Genomic DNA, 17,945 nt, shown 5'->3' with positions numbered 1-17,945 from the left:
ATGCAGCGGATGCCTCGACCCCAGCGTCGCGCGCGTATCGGCGCCCGCTTCGCGTCGGCGACGGCGGCCGGTCTCGCGGCCGTCCTGCTCCTCGCAGGGTGCAGCTCCGACCCGCTCGCGGAGCAGTACCGCGAGGGCAGTGGCAAGAACTACATCGCCGGCGACGGCTCGGTCGCGGAGTTCGCGGCCGACCAGCGCGGCGAACCCGTCTCCTTCGAGGGGACCACGGTCGACGGCGGCACCTTCGACTCGGCCGACTCGCTCGGCGAGGTGACGGTCGTGAACTTCTGGTACGCCGGCTGCGCCCCGTGCCGCGTCGAGGCGCCGATCCTGCAGCAGGTGCACGAGGACTTCGGCGACGACGTGACCTTCGTGGGCGTCAACGTCCGCGACCAGGCGGGCACCGCCCGTCCGTTCGAGGAGGACTTCGGCATCACCTACCCGTCGATCCTCGACGTCGACGAGGGACGCGTGCAGTACGCGTTCGCCGGCAAGGTGCCGGCGGCTGCGGTGCCGACGACTCTCGTGCTCGATCAGGAGGGACGCGTCGCCGCGCGCATCCTCGGGCAGATCGAGGATGACTCGATCCTGTCCTCCATCGTGGGCGACCTCGTCGCCGAGGGCGCCTGACCGTGGGACCGGGCGATCTCGTCTTCAGCGGTCAGCTCGTCGTGGCGATCCCGATCGCGCTCGCCGCGGGGCTGATCTCCTTCCTGTCGCCCTGCGTGCTGCCACTCGTGCCCGGATACCTCGGCTACCTCGGCGGATTCACGGATGCTTCGGCCGAGGCATCCGTCGAGCGTCGCAACCGGCGCCGGCTGCTGCTCGGCGTCGCGCTGTTCGTGGCGGGCTTCACCGCCGTGTTCCTCGTCTACGCGGTGCTCGCGGGCGCCGCCGGCGCGTGGCTGCGCGCCTGGCAGGATCCGATCACCCGGGTCCTCGGCGTGGTGCTCATCGTCATGGGCCTCGTGTTCGTCGGGCAGTTCACCTTCCTCCAGCGGCAGCTGAAGCCGAGCTGGCGCCCGGCGACGGGGCTCGCGGGCGCGCCGCTGCTCGGCATCGTCTTCGGCCTCGGCTGGACGCCGTGCATCGGCCCGGCGCTTGCCGCGGTGCTGAGCCTCAGCCTGAACGCGGAGTCGGCGTGGCGCGGCGCCGTGCTGGGGCTCGCGTACTGCATCGGGCTCGGCATCCCGTTCCTGCTCGTCGCGTTCGGATTCGGCTGGGTGACCGGCTCGATGGCGTTCCTGCGCCGGCACATCCGCACCATCAACCTCATCGGCGGGGGCCTGCTCATCGTCATCGGCATCGTCATGGTGTCGGGGCTGTGGACCGCGTGGATGACCCAGCTGCAAGGGGTGATGAGTGGCATCGACCTCGTCCTCTGACCCGCTCCGGCCGAGCGACCACATCGACTCCGCCGACCCCGACGACGACGGCGGCGCGGGCGGCGGCGGACCCGGCATCGCGCAGCCGAAGCTCGGTTTCGTCGGCTGGCTGCGCTTCGCCTGGCGGCAGCTCACGAGCATGCGCACCGCGCTGCTGCTGCTCCTGCTGCTCGCGATCGCCGCGGTGCCCGGCTCGCTCGTGCCGCAGCGCTCCAGCGACCCGAACGGCGTCACGCAGTACTTCCAGGACAACCCCGACCTCGCGCCGGTGCTCGACTCGTTCCAGATGTTCGACGTGTACACGTCGGCGTGGTTCTCCGCGGTGTACCTGCTGCTGTTCGTGTCGCTCATCGGCTGCATCATCCCGCGCACGAAGCACCACCTCGAGGCGCTTCGCGCCCGGCCGCCGCGCACGCCCGTCCGGCTCTCCCGGCTCGCCGGGTACACCGAGCGCGAGCTGTCCCCGGGCGCCGACGCGGCGACGGCGATCGAGGATGCCGCGAAGCGGCTGAAAGGGCTGGGGTACCGGGTCGAGCGGTACGAGCTGCGGGGCGAGGCATCCGTCTCCGCGGAACGCGGCTACCTGCGGGAGACCGGCAACCTCGTGTTCCACACGGCGCTCCTCGGCGTCCTCGTCGCCGTCGGCATCGGCGGCGGGTTCGGGTTCTCGGGCCAGCGGGTGCTCGTCGAGGGGCAGTCGTTCGTGAACACCCTCGCGGCGTTCGACTCGTTCAACCCCGGACGCTTCTTCGACGGCGAGAGTCTCGAGCCGTACCGGCTCACGCTCGACGGGCTCGACGCGGTGTACGAGACGCAGAACGCGAACGCCATCGGCCAGCCGATCGACTTCACCGCGCGGGTCACGGTCGACGGCGAGGGCGACGGCGAGGGCGCCGAGGAGCGCACGGTCAAGGTCAACGAGCCGCTCCACACGCACGGCACCGACGTGTACCTGCTCGGCAACGGGTACGCGCCGACCATCACCGTGCGCGATCCCGACGGGGAGGTGGTCTTCACCGACTCGGTGCCGTTCCTCCCGCAGGACGCGAACCTCACCTCGATCGGCGTGGTCAAGGTGCCCGACGGCCTGCCCGAGCAGCTCGGCATGGTGGGCTTCCTCTACCCGACGCAGAGCACGCTGGAGACCGGCGCCTACACGTCGACGTACCCCGACCTCGTCTACCCGGTGCTCACGCTCAACGTGTACGAGGGCGACCTCGGCATCGACGGCGGCACGCCCACCTCGGTGTACGCGCTCGACACGTCGGAGATGACGCAGCTCACAGGCGGGCAGACGGGCGTCGACTCCGTCGAGCTCATGCCGGGGGAGACCGCCGATCTGCCGGACGGACGAGGCACGGTCACCTTCGAGAACGCCTCGCCGGATGCCGCGGAGGGCGACTACTCCGAGAGCGTCAAGCGGTTCGCGTCGTTCGACATCCACCGCGACCCGACGCAGGTGTGGGTGCTCGTCTTCGCCATCGCGATCCTCGCGGGTCTCTTGACCTCGCTGTTCGTGCCGCGCCGCCGCATCTGGGTGAAGGCCGCGACGCGACCGGACGGCCGGGTCGTGCTCGAGTACGCCGGGCTGGCCCGCGGCGAGGACCCCGGCCTCGACGCCGCGGTGCGCGCCCTCGCCGACGCGCACGCTGGCCCGGTGCGCGCGGACGAATCCGCTGATGAATCCCCGAAACCCACGACGTAAGGTGGTCCCGTGACGTTCACGCTCGACGAGATCTCGGTCCTCTGCCTCTACTCGGCGCTGGCCGTGTACGCGATCGCGTTCATCGCGTACTCGATCGACCTCGCGCGCCGCGGCGCGGCGGCGACGAAGGCGGCGGATGCCTCGGCCGGGCAGCCCGCTGCGGTCGAGGCCGCGGTGGTCGGCGCCGGGGTGTCGGCGGGCGCGGCCACGTATGGCCCGCGAGGCGCGGCGTCGACGGGCACCGGTGCGACTCCGTCCGGCGTGTCAGCGGCTGACGGCGCGGCGGACGGCGAGCCCGGCCGGTCCCGCTCCCGGTGGCAGAAGGCGACCGACGCCGGGGCATCCGTCGACTACGGCCGTTCGCCCTCGCTCCGCGTCGCCGTCGCGATGACGGTGCTGGCGTGGGCGCTGCACCTCGCGGCCACCGTGCTCCGCGGCTTCGCCGCCGGCCGCGTGCCGTGGGCGAACATGTACGAGTTCGCGATGACGGGCACGCTCGTCGTCACGACCGTCTTCCTCGTCGTGCTGCTCGTGGCCAAGCAGGACCTCCGCTTCCTCGGCACGTTCGTCACCGGACTCGTGCTCGTGCTGCTCGGGGTGGCCGCGGTGAACTTCCGCGTCGAGGTCGCCCCGCTGCCGCCGGCGCTGCAGTCGGTGTGGCTCGTGATCCACGTCTTCGTGGCCACCGCCTCCGTCGGCTTCTTCGCCCTCGGCTTCGCGCTCTCGGTCGTGCAGCTCATGCAGGCCCGCCGTGAGGCGCTCGTCGCGAGCGCTGCGGCCGTGAAGCAGTCGTTCCTCGCCACCCTGCCCGACTCGACCTCGCTCGAGAACCTCGCGTACCGGGTGAACATCATCGGGTTCATCCTCTGGACGTTCACCCTCATGGCGGGCGCGATCTGGGCCGAGAAGGCCTGGGGCCGGTACTGGGGCTGGGACACCAAGGAGGTGTGGACCTTCATCATCTGGGTGGTCTACGCCGGGTACATCCACGCCCGCGCGACGCGGGGCTGGCGCGGCTCCCGGTCGGCGTGGCTCGCGATCATCGGCTTCTCGACGGTGCTGTTCAACTTCACCGTGGTGAACCTCTTCTTCAAGGGCCTCCACGCGTATTCGGGGCTGTAAGCAGCTCCTCCCGAAGTCGTGAGCGGTGGGCCGTGAGCCGGGTACGTCTGGCAGGCCTGCCGGGCGTGAGAGCGTTTGCAGCGCGCGGGCGTGAGCGTCTGCTCGCTCGAGTCACGGTGCCGCTCTCGCGTTGCAAGCGCTTGCATTCCTCCGCGTCCCGCTGCTAGCGTCGCGAGCGATGTCGGAGGCACGCGGTCGTGCCCCTTGAGCCTCGGGAGTCGATGATGACGCAGAGCGCACGCGCGCGCAGATGGTTCGCAGCGATGGTGACGGGAGCGCTCGCGGCCTCCGCGGTCGTCGTGCTCCCGGCCCTTCCGGCCGCGGCGGAGGATCGCACCTTCGCGCTGGTCGGCAGCCTGCAGTCCGAGCTCGGCTGCCCGGCCGACTGGGCGCCCGAGTGCGCCGAGACCGAGCTCGCCGCGACCGACACCCCCGGCATCCACGCCGCGGAGTTCACGGTGCCGGCCGGCAGCTACGAGTACAAGATCGCCGTCAACGACACCTGGGACGAGTCGTACGGCCTGAACGGCGGCGGCGACAACATCCCGCTCACCGTCGCCGGCGACACGCGCGTGCGCGTGCTGTTCGACGACACCACCCACCGCGTGGGCCTCGAGCTCCTCGACGTCCGCGGCGCCTACGACGAGGCATCCGACGCGGCCCTCGCCGCCGACCCGGTGCGCCAGCCCGGCAGCGACGAGCAGTTCTACTTCGTGATGACCGACCGGTTCGCGAACGGCGACCCGGCCAATGACACGGGCGGCCTCGAGGGCGACGCGCTCACGACCGGCTTCGACCCGACCCACAAGGGCTTCTACCAGGGCGGCGACCTCGCGGGCCTGCGCTCGCAGCTCGACTACATCGAGGGTCTCGGCACCACGGCGATCTGGCTCACCCCGAGCTTCAAGAACCGTCCGGTGCAGGGCGAGGGCGCGAACGCGAGCGCCGGCTACCACGGCTACTGGGTCACCGACTTCACCCAGATCGATCCCCACCTCGGCACGAACGCCGAGCTCGAGGCGCTCATCGCCGACGCGCACGAGCGCGGCATCAAGGTCTACTTCGACATCATCACGAACCACACGGCCGACGTCATCGACTACGCCGAGGGCGAGTACGCGTACATCGACCAGGCGACCGAGCCCTACCGCGACGCCAGCGGCACGCCCTTCGACCCCGCCGACTACGCCGACGCCGACACGGGTGCCGACTTCCCGGCGCTCGACGCCGCCACGAGCTTCCCGTACACCCCCGTGCTCGAGCCCGGGGAGGAGACGCTGAAGGTCCCGGCATGGCTCAACGACCCGACGCTCTACCACAACCGGGGCGACTCGACGTGGGAGGGCGAGTCGGTCACGTACGGCGACTTCGTCGGCCTCGACGACCTGATGACGGAGCATCCCACCGTCGTCAACGGCTTCGTCGACGTCTACGAGCAGTGGATCGACCTCGGCATCGACGGCTTCCGCATCGACACGGCCAAGCACGTGAACTTCGAGTTCTGGGAGCAGTGGTCGGCTGACGTGCTCGAGTACGCGCACGGCCTCGGCAAGGACGACTTCTTCATGTTCGGCGAGGTCTACGACGCCGACCCGGTGAAGCTCAGCCCCTACGTCCGCAAGACCGACATGAACTCGGTACTCGACTTCACCTTCCAGTCCCAGACGGTCAGCTTCGCGGCCGGCAACTCGGCGAAGAACCTCCAGTCGCTCTTCGCGGGCGACGACTACTACACGACGCCCGACTCGTCGGCGACCGCGCTGCCCACCTTCCTCGGCAACCACGACATGGGCCGGATCGGATACTTCCTCCAGTCGACGGATGCCCCGCTGCAGCGCGACGAGCTCGCCCACGAGCTGCTCTTCCTCACCCGCGGACAGCCCGTCGTCTACTACGGCGACGAGCAGGGCTTCGCCGGCACCGGCGGCGACCAGAGCGCGCGCCAGACGCTGTTCCCGTCGCAGGTGTCGGAGTACACCGGTCAGACGCTCGTCACGGGCGAGCCGTTCGGCACCGGCGAGCACACGTCGACGGATGCCCCGCTCTACGAGCACATCGCCGGGCTCGCGGCGCTCCGCGCGGCGCATCCGGCCCTCTCGACCGGCGCGCAGATCGAGCGCTACGCCGATTCGGGCGCCGGGGTCTACGCGTTCAGCCGCGTCGATCGCGACGAGCGGGTCGAGTACCTCGTGGCCGCGAACAACTCGGCCGCCCCGAAGACGGTCGACGTGCCGACGCTCACCGCGGACGGCGTCTTCGCGCCGCTCTACGGTGACGGCGGAGCGGTCACGGCGGGCGCCGACGGCGTGGCATCCGTCACGGTGCCGGCCCTCGGCACGGTGGTGTACCGCGCCGATCGCCCGGTGACGGCGCCCGACGCGGCGGACGCGATCTCGGTGTCGGCACCCACCGCCGGTGCGGGCGTGACCGGCGTGAGCCCGGTCGCCGCCGACGTCGACGATGCGACCTGGCAGGAGACGAGCTTCGCGTGGCGTGTCGCGGGCGACGCCGAGTGGCATCCGCTCGGCACCGCGGAGGACACGACGCCGCGCGTGTTCCACGACACCGAGGGGCTCGCGAACGGCACGCTCCTCGAGTACCGCGCGATCTCGACCGACGCGGCCGGCAACCGCGCCGCCGCCTCGACCTACGCATCCGTGGGCAACGCCGTCAGCCTCGTCGTCGAGGAGGAGCCCGAGCAGCCGATCGAGCTGGTCACGGTGCCCGGAAACCACAACTCCGAGATGGGCTGCGCCGGCGACTGGACGCCGGGCTGCGAGCAGGCGAAGCTCTCGCTCCGCGCCGACGGCGTGTACGCCGGCACCTTCGACGTGCCCGCAGGCGACTACGAGTACAAGGTCGCCGTGAACGGCAGCTGGGATCTGAACTACGGCGCCGGCGGCGTGCCGAACGGCCCGAACGTGACCTACCACCACGACGGCGGACCGATCACGTTCTACTGGGACCCGCGGAGCCACGTCATGACCTCGACGGCCGAGGGCCCTATCGTCACCGTACCGGGCTCCTTCCAGTCCGAGCTCGGCTGCGCCGGCGACTGGTCGCCCGACTGCCTCGCCTCGATGATGTTCGACGGCGACCGCGACGGCGTCTACACCTTTGCCACCGACCGCATCCCCGAGGGCGCGTACGAGGGCAAGGTCGCGCACGGCCTGTCGTGGGACGAGAACTACGGCGTCGGGGGCGCACCCGGCGGCGCGAACTACACCTTCACCACGTCCGGCGGCAAGCTCGTCGAGTTCCGCTACACGCTCGCCACGCACGTGCTGGAGATCGTCGTGAGCGACCCGCCGCTCGCGGGCACCGGGGAGCTTCGGGCCCACTGGATCGACGCGGACACGCTCGCGTGGCCGCCGTCGCTCCTCGGCGGCGCGGACGCCGCCGACCTCGCGTGGACGCTCGAGCACGCGGCCGACGCCGGCCTCGAGGTCGCCGAAGGCGAGGTCGCGGGCGGCGGCGAGCCCGTCGCGCTCGAGCTCGACCCCGCAGGCCTCAGCGACGAGCAGGCCAGGAGGTTCCCGGCGCTCGCCGACTTCCTCGCCCTGAAGCCGGTCGGCCTCGACCGCTCTGGTGCGGCGCAGCTGCTCACCGAGGAGCTGGCGGTCGCGCAGCGCGCCGGAGACCCCGACGGCGAGCTCACCGCGTTCACCGGGGTGCAGGTGCCGGGGGTCCTCGACGACCTCTACGCCGATGCCGTCGCCGACGTCGAGCTCGGCGTCAGCTGGTCGGGCGACGAGCCGACGCTCCGGCTGTGGGCGCCCACCGCGCAGGACGTCGCGCTCGAGGTGTTCCCCGCGGGCGAGTCCGGCGAGCCGGCGCTCACGCCCGCCGCATTCGACGCCGACTCGGGCGTCTGGACCGTGGCCGGGGCGACCGGCCCCGACGGCGAACCCGTGGCCTCGGGCAGCGAGTACCGCTGGTCGGTCACCGTCTACGCGCCGACGACCGACGCGATCGAGGTGAACTCGGTCACCGACCCGTACTCGACCGCGCTCACGCCGAACTCGGTGCGCTCCGTGGTCGTCGACCTCGACGACCCGTCGCTCGCGCCCGAGCAGTGGGCCGAGACGCCGGCACCCGAGGTCGAGCAGGCCGTCGACCGCTCGATCTACGAGCTGCACGTGCGCGACTTCTCGATCTCCGACGAGACCGTGCCCGAGACCGAACGCGGAACCTACCGCGCCTTCACCCGGGAGAGCGCCGGCACCGCCCAGCTCGCCGAGCTCGCCGATGCCGGCATCACGACCGTGCACCTGCTGCCGACCTTCGACCTCGCGACGATCGAGGAGCGGCGGGAGCTCCAGGCCACGCCCGCGTGCGACCTCGCATCGTTCGGGCCGGCCTCGGCCGAGCAGCAGGCGTGCATCGCCGCGATCCGCGACGCCGACGGCTTCAACTGGGGCTACGACCCGTACCACTTCCAGGCGCCCGAGGGCTCCTACGCGGTGGACGCGAACGGCGGGGCGCGGGTCTCGGAATTCCGCGAGATGGTCGGCGCGCTGCACGGCCTGGGCCTCGAGGTCGTCCTCGACGAGGTCTACAACCACACCGCCGAGTCCGGGCAGGGCGGCAAGAGCGTGCTCGACCGCGTCGTGCCCGGCTACTACCAGCGGCTGAACGCGGCGGGCGGCGTGGAGACCTCGACGTGCTGCCAGAACGTGGCGACCGAGCACGCCGTGGCCGAGAAGCTCATGGTCGACTCGGTCGTGCTCTGGGCGCGTGAGTACAAGGTCGACGGCTTCCGGTTCGACCTCATGGGCCACCACTCGAAGCAGAACATGCTCGCGATCCGGGCGGCGCTCGACGAGCTCACGCTCGAGGAGGACGGCGTCGACGGCTCGAAGGTGTTCCTCTATGGAGAGGGCTGGAACTTCGGTGAAGTCGCGGACAACGCGCTCTTCGAGCAGGCCACCCAGGGCCAGCTCGGCGGCACCGGCATCGCGACGTTCAGCGACCGGCTGCGCGACGCCGTGCACGGCGGCAGCCCGGTCGCGGCCGACACGAAGTCCGACCAGGGCTTCGGCACCGGCCTCGGCACCGACCCGAACGCGCACGCCGACGCGACGCCGGAGGAGCAGCTCGCCGACCTCGCGCACCAGTCCGACCTCGTGAAGCTCGGCCTCGCGGGCAACCTCCGCGCGTACGAGCTCGAGGCCTCCGACGGCACCGTCGTGCGGGGCGACGAGCTCGACTACCGGGGTTCGCCGGCCGGCTACGCCGATCAGCCCGACGAGATCATCACCTACGTCGACGCGCACGACAACGAGACGCTGTACGACCACGGCATCCTGAAGCTGCCGGCCGACACCCCGATGGCCGACCGGGTGCGGATGAACACGCTGTCGCTCGCGACCACCGCGTTCGCGCAGACCCCGTCGTTCTGGCACGCCGGCACCGAGCTGCTGCGATCGAAGTCGCTCGACCGCAACAGCTACAACTCGGGCGACTGGTTCAACCGCATCGATTGGACGGGCCAGGAGTCGACGTTCGGCTCGGGGCTGCCGATGGAGGCCGACAACGGCGACTTCTGGGACGAGATGGCGCCGCTCCTCGCCGACCCCGCGCTGAAGCCGGCGCCCGCGGACATCGCCGCGGCCGAGGCATCCGCCCTCGACCTGCTGCGCGTGCGCTCGAGCGTCGACCTGCTGCGGCTCGGCAGCGCGGAGCTGATCGACGAGAAGGTCACGTTCCCGAACAGCGGTCCGGATGCCACGCCCGGGCTCATCGCGATGCTCGTCGACGATCGGGTGGGCACTGACGTGGACCCCGCGCTGGACGGCGCGCTGGTCGTCTTCAACGCGTCGCCCGAGCCGATCACCGAGCAGATCGAGGGGCTCGCCGGCCGCGAGTTCGCGCTGAACGACGTGCAGGCGAACGGCGCCGACGACGTGGTGAAGCAGACGTCGTGGGATGCCGCGACGGGCACGCTCACCATCCCGGCGCGGAGCGCCGCGGTCCTCGTCGACGAGCAGCCGCCGCCCGCCGTGGCGACGTTCGTGCTAGCGACGCCGTCGAAGCTCTTCGCGAAGGCGGGCAGCGCGGTACGCGTGATCGGCCAGGTGTTCGCCGTGGACGGCGCGAAGCCCGAGGGCACGGTGACCGTGACGGTCGACGGCGAGCCGGTCGCGACGGAGGAGCTGACGGCGAAGGACCGGGGCCGGTTCGACGTGAAGCTGCCGAAGCTCGGGCGCGGGCTGCACTGGGTGCAGGTCGCGTTCGACGGCGGCGAGGGCTACGCCGACTCCGGCTACCCGCCGCTGCCGGTCCTGCTCTGGTAGCGGGTGCCGCGCGGTGCGGCGGGGCACCTGCCCCGCCGCACCGCGCAACCGCTGCACGGTGGCGTCGCCCTGCGGCGTCGACCCGCGGCGCCGCCGCGCTCAGCTCGCTCGGGCGAACGCGGCGCGAGAGGTCGTCGCGATGAGCGCCGCGACCCCGACGAGCGCGAGGGCGACCCATGGCAGCCAGCCGACGCCCGCGGTGTCGAGCACGACGCCGCCGAGGAAGGCGCCGACCGCGATCGACCCGTTCCACGTCGCCACCACCATCGACTGCGCGACATCCGCCGACTCTCCCGCGATCCGCGCGGGCGCGGCCTGCAGGAGGGTGGGCGCGCCGCCGTAGGCGAACCCCCAGACGCCGACGGCCGCGTAGACGATCCACGGCACGTCGCCGACGAGACCGATCGCGATCATGGCGCCGCCGAGCAGGGCGGCGGAGATCACGACCATCGTCCGCAGGTGCCGGTCGACGAGCGCCCCCGCGGTGAGCACGCCCGCGACGGCGAGCACGCCGAACACGAGCAGCGCGACGTCGAGGTGCTGGTCGACGCCCGACGGCACCGTGAGGGGGGCGATGTAGGTGTACGCCACGTTGTGCGCCAGCACGAACGCGGCGGTGGTGGCGAGGACGGGGGCGATGCCGGGCAGGCGGAGGACCGAGCGCAGGCCCGCACGTGCGCCGGCCTGCTCACCGCTGAACGCGGGGAGCGCGAGCGCCGCCCACACCGCGAGGCCGACGCTGGCGATCGCCATCACCCCGAATGCGGCCCGCCAGCCGAGCGTCGTGCCGAGCGTGGTGGCGATCGGCAGCCCGAACGCGAAGGCCAGGGGAGTGCCGACCATCGCGACGGAGAGCGCGCGTCCGGCGTGCGCGGATTCGACCATGCGCATGGCGTAGCCGGCGGCGACGGCCCAGAGCAATCCGGCGAGCATGCCGCCCGCGATGCGGGCGATGAGGATGGTCGGGTAGTCCGCGGCGATCGCGGTGACGCCGTTCACGAGCGCGAATCCGACGACGAGGCCGACGAGGAGCCGGCGCCGCGGGATGGCGCGGGTGAGCGCGGTCAGGGGGATGGCGGTGATCGCCGTGGTGACGGCGTAGACGGCGACGAGCTGGCCGACCTGGGATTCGGAGACTCCGAGGTCGGTGGTCATCTGCGGCAGCAGCCCGGCAGGGATGATCTCGGTGACGACGCCGACGAACACGATGGACGCGAGGGCGAGGAGCCCGTTGTAGGGCAAGCGGGTCGGTCGCGCCGCCCGGGGTGATGCAGCGCCGGGCGTCGCGTGCGCGTCGACGGCGGGGGTTGAGGCGGTGATCGGTGAGGCCATGCCGTCAGTGTGAAACCTTGACACTAGTGTCAAGGTCAAGTCGGGGCATCCCGGGTGGCCCTGCGACTACCTTGACATTAGTGTGAATGTTGTCGGCGGAAAGGAGTGGCATGCGCATCGGCGAACTCGCGGCCCGCACGGGGGTGTCGACCCGGCTGCTGCGGTACTACGAGCAGCAGGGACTCATCGCCTCCGAGCGCGAGGCGAACGGCTACCGCGACTACCCCGAGAGCGCCATCGAGCGCGTCTCCCAGGTGCGCGGGCTCATCGAGGCCGGCATCCCGACGGGCGTGATCTACGACATGCTGCCGTGCCTCGCGAACACGTCGTCGCCGACCGCGCCCGTCATCATGCAGGACGTCGCCGACACGCTCGCCGAACGACGCGCGCAGCTCGACCAGCGCATCGGATGCCTCACCCGCAACCGCGACGCGATCACCGCCTACCTCGCCCGGGCGACCGTCACGAACTGAGCCGGCGCCGTCGCCTCAGCGGGCTTCAGCGGTGTCGCCCGCTCCGACTGCGGCGACCCGGCGGAGCGCGTCCTTGAACGCCCCGTACTCCGAGGCGCCGAGCGCGTCGGCGCAGCGCGCCTCGAACTCCGCGACGATCGCGTCGGAGCGCCGCATCTCCTCCAGCCCGCGCTCGGTCGGCACGACGAGCTTCGCGCGCCGATCGGCCGGATCGGGCTCGCGCCGGACGTAGCCGAGCTCGGTGAGCTCGTCGACGAGGGTGCCGATGACCTGCTTGTGCTGTCCGGAACGCCGGGCGAGATCGGTCGCGCGGCTGCCTCCCTCGTCGAGGTAGGCGAGCACGGCGCCGTGCTTGGGTCGCAGGCCGTCGACGCCACGTGCGCGCAGGTCTGCCGTGAACTCGCGCTGCACGGCGAAGAGCACGCGCGCGGCGAGCATCCCGAGGTCGGGGTCGGCGGTCTTGCGGTCGCTGCGGGTCATATCCGTCCCCTGCGGTCAATATAGTCACTGATCTTGACGATCACTGATACTCACTATAGCGTCCCTCGGTGTACGCGGAAGGAGCGCACGATGACCATCGAACTCACCCGGTTCACCGCTGCCGACGGCGAGGCGCTCCTCGCCGCGCGACCCGCCATGCTCGCCGACTTCGCCGCCGACCGCGAGGGCTTCCGCGGTGCGCGGCTCGTGCGGCTCGCGGGCGATGAATGGCTCGACCTCGTCGAATGGGCGGATGCCTTGGCCCTCGAGGCCTCGCGGGCCAAGGGCGGGAACCTCCCCGGCATCCGTGCGTTCTTCGCGGCGATCGACGCGCTCATCTCCTCCGAGGCGGGGGAGGACGCCGCGCTCGACGAAGGGTCGTCGCCGGAGTCGTGAACCCGGCCCACCGCACCACCGCACCGCCGCCCGGCCCCCGTGGAGCGCGAGGGAGCATGGATCAGCCGGCGAGCACGGCGTGGCAGCGCTCGAGGCGAGCGAGCCACCAGGCCGTGCGCTCGGCGTCGGCGGCGTGCCGGTCGAGCAGGGCTGCGTCGGGCACCACCCGGCCGACCGGCACCGCCCCGTCGACCGGGACGAGCGGCTCGGCCGTGACATCCGCGGCGAGCAGTGACGCAGTGCCCAGCCCGCAGTCGTAGTCGAGCTCCTGCACGGCGGCCGCGAGGGCCGCGCCCATCGCAAGCCCCACACTCGTGTCGAGCGCGCTCGACACGTTCACCGGCAGGCCGGCGGCCTCGACGACTGCGAGCGCCCGCCGGATGCCGCCGAGCGGCTGGGCCTTGACCACGAGCAGGTCCGCCGCGCCCGCCTGGGCCACGGCGAGCGGGTCCGCGGCACGCCGCACGCTCTCGTCCGCCGCGATCGGGATGCCCATGTACTTCGTCCGCCGGCGGATCTCGGCGAGCTCGGCGACGCTCGCGCACGGCTGCTCGACGTACTCGAGATCGAACTCCGCGAGCGCGTGCAGCGCGTGCTCGGCCTCATCGACGTTCCAGCCGCCGTTCGCGTCGAGGCGGACCCGGCCCTCGGGGCCGAGCACCTCGCGCACCGCGCGCACCCGGGCGACGTCCTGCGCGAGGGTCTGATCGCCCGCGGCGACCTTCACCTTCGCCGTCCGGCACCCGGGGAAGCGGGCGAGCACGGCGGAGACGCTGTCGGGATCGACCGCGGGCACCGTCGCGTTCACCCGGATCCGGTCGCGCCGGGCGGGCGGCGCGGGCCGCCAGCCGTAGTCGAGGGATGCCTCGAGCCAGGCCGCTGCCTCCTCGTCGTCGTACTCGGCGAACGGCGAGAACTCCGTCCACCCCGCAGGTCCCTCGAAGAGCACGGCCTCGCGCACGTCGATGCCGCGGAACCTCGTGACGAGCGGGAGGGCGACCACCCGGGCCGTCGCGAGCACGTCGGTGAGCGGGGGCAGGGGTGCGGCGTCGTCGGTCACGCTCCCATCGTGCCCCCTGCCGGCCGTGCGCGCCCGCCCCGCGCGGGCACGTCCGGGAACGAGGGTCCACGGCCCCGCGGAAACTAGGCTGTGAGCATGAGCGCCGAGGTCTCCGAACTGTTCGATCCGGCCGAGTGGCAGGCGGCTCCGGTCGGGGCATCCTTCACCGACGTCACCGTGCACCACTCGCTCGACGGTCGGATCGCGCGCATCGCGTTCGACCGGCCCGAGGTGCGCAACGCGTTCCGTCCCCACACGGTCGACGAGCTGTACCGCGCGCTCGAGGACGCGAGGACGAACCCGCGCATCGGCGTGGTGCTCCTCACCGGCAATGGGCCGAGCGCGAAAGACGGCGGGTGGGCCTTCTGCTCGGGCGGCGACCAGCGCATCCGTGGCCGCGACGGCTACAAGTACTCCGACGCCGAGACGGCGATCGTCGACGGCGCCGGCGGCACCGCCGACCCGCACGGCCACGCGGCGGTCGGGCGGCTGCACATCCTCGAGGTGCAGCGGCTCATCCGGTTCATGCCGAAGGTCGTCATCGCCGTGGTGCCGGGCTGGGCGGCCGGCGGCGGGCACTCCCTGCACGTGGTCTGCGATCTCACCATCGCGAGCCGTGAGCATGGCCGGTTCAAGCAGACCGACGCCGACGTCGGCTCGTTCGACGCCGGCTACGGCTCGGCCTACTTCGCCAGGCAGATCGGGCAGAAGTTCGCCCGCGAGGTGTTCTTCCTGGCCGAGGAGTACTCGGCCGACCGGGCCTACGAGATGGGCGCCGTGAACCGGGTCGTCCCGCATGCCGAGCTCGAGCGCGAGGCGATCGCGATGGCGCGCACGATCCTCACGAAGTCGCCGACCGCGATCCGCATGCTGAAGTTCGCGTTCAATGCGGTCGACGACGGCATGGTCGGCCAGCAGGTGTTCGCGGGGGAGGCGACGCGGCTCGCGTACGGCACCGACGAGGCCGTCGAAGGACGTGACGCGTTCCTCGAGAAGCGCGATCCCGACTGGGGCCCGTACCCATGGCACTACTGACGGCAGCCGGCCGGTGGGGGAGCCGGCGATGACGGCGCTCGTCCGCGTCCCGACGGGCGACGTCGCGGCGGTCACGGCTGCGTTGCGCGACGCGCTCGACGGCGGCCCGGCCGTCTGGCCCGTCGCCGAGACGACCGTGGGCACCGCGCCCGACTCCCGTGGCGCGGCCGACGCGCTTCCGGCTGACGTGCTCCGGGCCGACGCGCTCCCGGCGGACGTGCCCGACGGGGTTGCGCTCGTCGTCGAGACGAGCGGCTCCACCGAGGCGCCGAAGCGCGTCGCGCTGTCCGCCGCCGCCCTCCGGGCGAGCGCCGAAGCGACCGCGGAGCGGATGGGCGGCCACGGCCGCTGGCTGCTCGCCCTGCCCGCCCACTACATCGCGGGCGCGCAGGTGCTCGTCCGGAGCATCCTCGCCGGAACGGAGCCGGCGGTGCTCGACGGCGGGCACTTCGAGCCCGGCGCGTTCGTCGAGGCGACGGCCCGTCTCATGCGGACCCGCGACGCCCGTCCGCGCCTCACCTCGCTCGTGCCCGTGCAGCTCGCGCGGCTCGTCGAGGCCGCGGCCGGCGACCCCGACCACGAGGTCGCCGGGGCGCTCCGCGCGTACGCGGGCATCCTCATCGGCGGGCAGGCGCTGCCCGAGCCGGTGCGGGTCGCGGCCGCGGTGCTCGGTGCCCGCGTGGTCCGGACCTACGGCGCGAGCGAGACGGCCGGCGGCTGCGTCTACGACGGCCGGCCCCTGCCGGGAGTCCGGGTGCGCGTCGCCGGCGACGGCGTCGTCGAGCTCGGCGGGCCGACCCTCGCCGACGGCTACCTCGGCGACCCGGCGCGGACGACCCGCGCCTTCACGACCGATTCCGACGGCTCACGCTGGTACCGCACCGGGGACCTCGGCGAGCTCTCGCCCGAGGGCGTGCTGCGCATCCGCGGACGCGCCGACGACGTCATCATCTCCGGCGGCGTGAAGGTCGCGCTCGGCGAGATCGAGCGCGCGGTGCGCACGCTGCCGGGGCTCGCCGACGCGGTCGTCGTCGCGGTGCCCGACCGCGAATGGGGCGAACGGGCGGCCGTGGTCGCGACCGGGGCATCCGTCTCGCTCGACGCGCTCGCCGCGGCGACGGATGCCGCCGGCCTGCCGCCGGCCGGGCGCCCCGTCCGCCTCGTCGTCGCCGACCCACTGCCGATGCTCGCGAGCGGCAAGCCAGACCGGCGTGCGATCGCCGCGCTCGCCCGCGATCACGCATAGGAACCGGCAAGCCGGCGTCGTTACGATGGCCGGGTGGCACGCCCGAGACAGCAGCGGATGACTCCCCCCAGCCCCCGATCCGGCTCGCGCACCCGTGGGCGCTCGGGCAACCCCGCGAAGGCCGCCGCGGCCCCGACGGTCGCCCGGGGGCCGGCGACGGCGTCCGACTGGATCGCCGGAGCCAGGCTGCGCACCCTGCCGCTCGCGATCTCGCCCGTCGCGCTCGGCACCGGCGCCGGCGTCGTGCTGCTGCCCGACGAGCCGTGGCATCCGGTGCGAGCGCTGCTCGCGCTCGTCGTCGCGCTCGCGCTGCAGATCGGCGTGAACTACGCCAACGACTACTCCGACGGCGTGCGCGGCACCGACGACCACCGGGTCGGCCCGGCCCGGCTGACCGGCTCGGGCGCCGCCCGGCCGAAGCAGGTGCTCGCCGTGGCCCTCGCCTTCTTCGCCCTCGCCGCCCTCGCCGGCCTGGCGCTCACGATCATCACCCAGCAGTGGTGGTTCCTCGCCGTCGGCGCGGTCGCCATCGTCGCGGCCTGGTTCTACACCGGCGGCAAGCGGCCCTACGGCTATGCCGGGCTCGGCGAGCTCGTCGTGTTCGTGTTCTTCGGCCTGGTCGCCACGGTCGGCTCGGCGTACGTGCAGGCGCTGGCGGTCAACCTGGAGGCCATCCTCGGCGGCGTCGGCGTCGGGCTCATCGCCTGCGCGGTGCTGATGGCCAACAACCTCCGCGACGTCGAACAGGACCGCCTCGCCGGCAAGCGCACCCTCGCCGTGCGCATCGGCCCCCTCGCCGGACGCATCCTCTTCGCGGTGTTCATGCTCGTGCCGTTCGGGCTCGTCGCGTTCTTCGCGCTGCTCTACCCGGCGGCGGTGCTCGTGCTGTTCGCGCTCCTCGCGGCGATCCCCGCGTGCATCATCGTCATCTGGGGGCGCACGCCGCGGGAGCTCATCACCGCGCTCCAGCTGGCGAGCCTCACCTCGCTCGTCTACGGCATCGGCCTCGGACTGGTCTTCGCGTTGTAGGCGCCGGCCGCGGTGCCGTGCGGCTCGCCGGCTCGGCTGTGTGCGCCCGCTCGGCTACTCGGCGGCGCGCTCGCGCGACTCGATCGCCGAGTCCTCGGCCTCGTCGTCGGCCGTGACCGCCGGGCGCTCGCGGTGACGGACCGCGTACAGGTCGCGGGAGATCTGGTCCCGCTGCTTCCGCAGGAACACCGCGGATGCGGCGAGGCCGAACAGCGCCGCCACGATCGCCGAGAGCCACCAGACCACGCCCGAGAGCATCAGCACCGCGAACGGCACGGCGAACAGCAGCACGCGCAGGACGGTGTACCAGAGCCAGGCGGGGGCGGATTTCACCCTGACAGTGTAGGCGCGGCGACCTGGGCGAGCGCTCCCAGCCGACCGTGAGC

General features: G+C 72.5%; 14 protein-coding genes. 10 read left to right on the top strand and 4 right to left on the bottom strand.

All coding sequences use genetic code 11. From position 1 onward, the window contains the following. Nucleotides 1–9: 9 nt before the first annotated feature. The 5 genes from ABIQ69_RS15220 to pulA all read left to right on the top strand — a co-directional run bounded on the left by ABIQ69_RS15220 (nucleotide 10) and on the right by pulA (nucleotide 10,508). Complete coding sequence (locus ABIQ69_RS15220; RefSeq protein ID WP_350347971.1) at nucleotides 10–630, top strand: TlpA disulfide reductase family protein; 621 nt, start codon at nucleotides 10–12, stop codon at nucleotides 628–630. A 2-nt stretch (nucleotides 631–632) separates the two neighbouring features. Next, nucleotides 633–1,385 carry a cytochrome c biogenesis protein CcdA gene (locus ABIQ69_RS15215; protein WP_350347970.1) on the top strand — a complete coding sequence of 251 codons (753 nt, stop codon included), beginning with the start codon at nucleotides 633–635 and terminating at the stop codon, nucleotides 1,383–1,385. A 22-nt stretch (nucleotides 1,386–1,407) separates the two neighbouring features. Then, a complete protein-coding gene (locus tag ABIQ69_RS15210) occupies nucleotides 1,408–3,090 on the top strand; it encodes a cytochrome c biogenesis protein ResB (RefSeq protein WP_350350032.1) in 1,683 nt (560 codons plus the stop codon). Between the two features lie 9 nt (nucleotides 3,091–3,099). Continuing rightward, entirely contained in the window at nucleotides 3,100–4,212 is a 1,113-nt protein-coding gene (ccsB, locus tag ABIQ69_RS15205; protein WP_350347969.1) for a c-type cytochrome biogenesis protein CcsB, read from the top strand. Between the two features lie 263 nt (nucleotides 4,213–4,475). Then, nucleotides 4,476–10,508, top strand: a complete 6,033-nt coding sequence (gene pulA, locus ABIQ69_RS15200; RefSeq protein WP_350347968.1) for a pullulanase-type alpha-1,6-glucosidase — start codon at nucleotides 4,476–4,478, stop codon at nucleotides 10,506–10,508. A 99-nt stretch (nucleotides 10,509–10,607) separates the two neighbouring features. Here the strand turns inward: pulA and ABIQ69_RS15195 are convergent, their stop codons facing one another. Then, a complete protein-coding gene (locus tag ABIQ69_RS15195) occupies nucleotides 10,608–11,840 on the bottom strand; it encodes an MFS transporter (RefSeq protein WP_350347967.1) in 1,233 nt (410 codons plus the stop codon). A gap of 110 nt (nucleotides 11,841–11,950) precedes the next feature. On the opposite strand from ABIQ69_RS15195, the gene ABIQ69_RS15190 reads away from it, so the two are divergent. Beyond that, entirely contained in the window at nucleotides 11,951–12,313 is a 363-nt protein-coding gene (locus tag ABIQ69_RS15190; RefSeq protein ID WP_350347966.1) for a MerR family transcriptional regulator, read from the top strand. A gap of 15 nt (nucleotides 12,314–12,328) precedes the next feature. Here the strand turns inward: ABIQ69_RS15190 and ABIQ69_RS15185 are convergent, their stop codons facing one another. Beyond that, nucleotides 12,329–12,793 (bottom strand): MarR family winged helix-turn-helix transcriptional regulator, encoded by a 465-nt coding sequence (locus ABIQ69_RS15185; protein WP_350347965.1) that lies wholly within the window; start codon nucleotides 12,791–12,793, stop codon nucleotides 12,329–12,331. A gap of 90 nt (nucleotides 12,794–12,883) precedes the next feature. Here ABIQ69_RS15185 and ABIQ69_RS15180 point away from each other — a divergent pair, with 90 nt between their 5' ends. Continuing rightward, nucleotides 12,884–13,189 (top strand): hypothetical protein, encoded by a 306-nt coding sequence (locus ABIQ69_RS15180; protein WP_350347964.1) that lies wholly within the window; start codon nucleotides 12,884–12,886, stop codon nucleotides 13,187–13,189. A 61-nt stretch (nucleotides 13,190–13,250) separates the two neighbouring features. Here the strand turns inward: ABIQ69_RS15180 and ABIQ69_RS15175 are convergent, their stop codons facing one another. Continuing rightward, the gene (locus ABIQ69_RS15175; protein ID WP_350347963.1) at nucleotides 13,251–14,249 is read right to left on the bottom strand and encodes an o-succinylbenzoate synthase; all 999 of its coding nucleotides are present in this window, start codon (nucleotides 14,247–14,249) and stop codon (nucleotides 13,251–13,253) included. A 96-nt stretch (nucleotides 14,250–14,345) separates the two neighbouring features. On the opposite strand from ABIQ69_RS15175, the gene ABIQ69_RS15170 reads away from it, so the two are divergent. The 3 genes from ABIQ69_RS15170 to ABIQ69_RS15160 are packed head-to-tail and all read left to right on the top strand — an operon-like array spanning nucleotide 14,346 to nucleotide 17,559. Further along, on the top strand, nucleotides 14,346–15,284 hold the full coding sequence (locus tag ABIQ69_RS15170) for a 1,4-dihydroxy-2-naphthoyl-CoA synthase (RefSeq protein WP_350347962.1): 939 nt from the start codon (nucleotides 14,346–14,348) through the stop codon (nucleotides 15,282–15,284). Nucleotides 15,285–15,312: 28 nt separating this feature from the next. Next, entirely contained in the window at nucleotides 15,313–16,530 is a 1,218-nt protein-coding gene (locus tag ABIQ69_RS15165) for an AMP-binding protein (RefSeq protein ID WP_350347961.1), read from the top strand. 57 nt (nucleotides 16,531–16,587) lie between these two features. Next, the gene (locus ABIQ69_RS15160) at nucleotides 16,588–17,559 is read left to right on the top strand and encodes a 1,4-dihydroxy-2-naphthoate polyprenyltransferase (protein WP_350350031.1); all 972 of its coding nucleotides are present in this window, start codon (nucleotides 16,588–16,590) and stop codon (nucleotides 17,557–17,559) included. 54 nt (nucleotides 17,560–17,613) lie between these two features. On the opposite strand, the gene ABIQ69_RS15155 is transcribed toward ABIQ69_RS15160, so the two are convergent. Next, nucleotides 17,614–17,892 (bottom strand): DUF4229 domain-containing protein, encoded by a 279-nt coding sequence (locus tag ABIQ69_RS15155; RefSeq protein ID WP_350347960.1) that lies wholly within the window; start codon nucleotides 17,890–17,892, stop codon nucleotides 17,614–17,616. Nucleotides 17,893–17,945: the final 53 nt, after the last annotated feature.

This window comes from Agromyces sp. G08B096 (assembly GCF_040267705.1).
Taxonomy (GTDB): domain Bacteria; phylum Actinomycetota; class Actinomycetes; order Actinomycetales; family Microbacteriaceae; genus Agromyces.
Note: the sequence above shows the minus strand (reverse complement) of the source record. Positions and strands in the feature narration are given on the sequence as shown.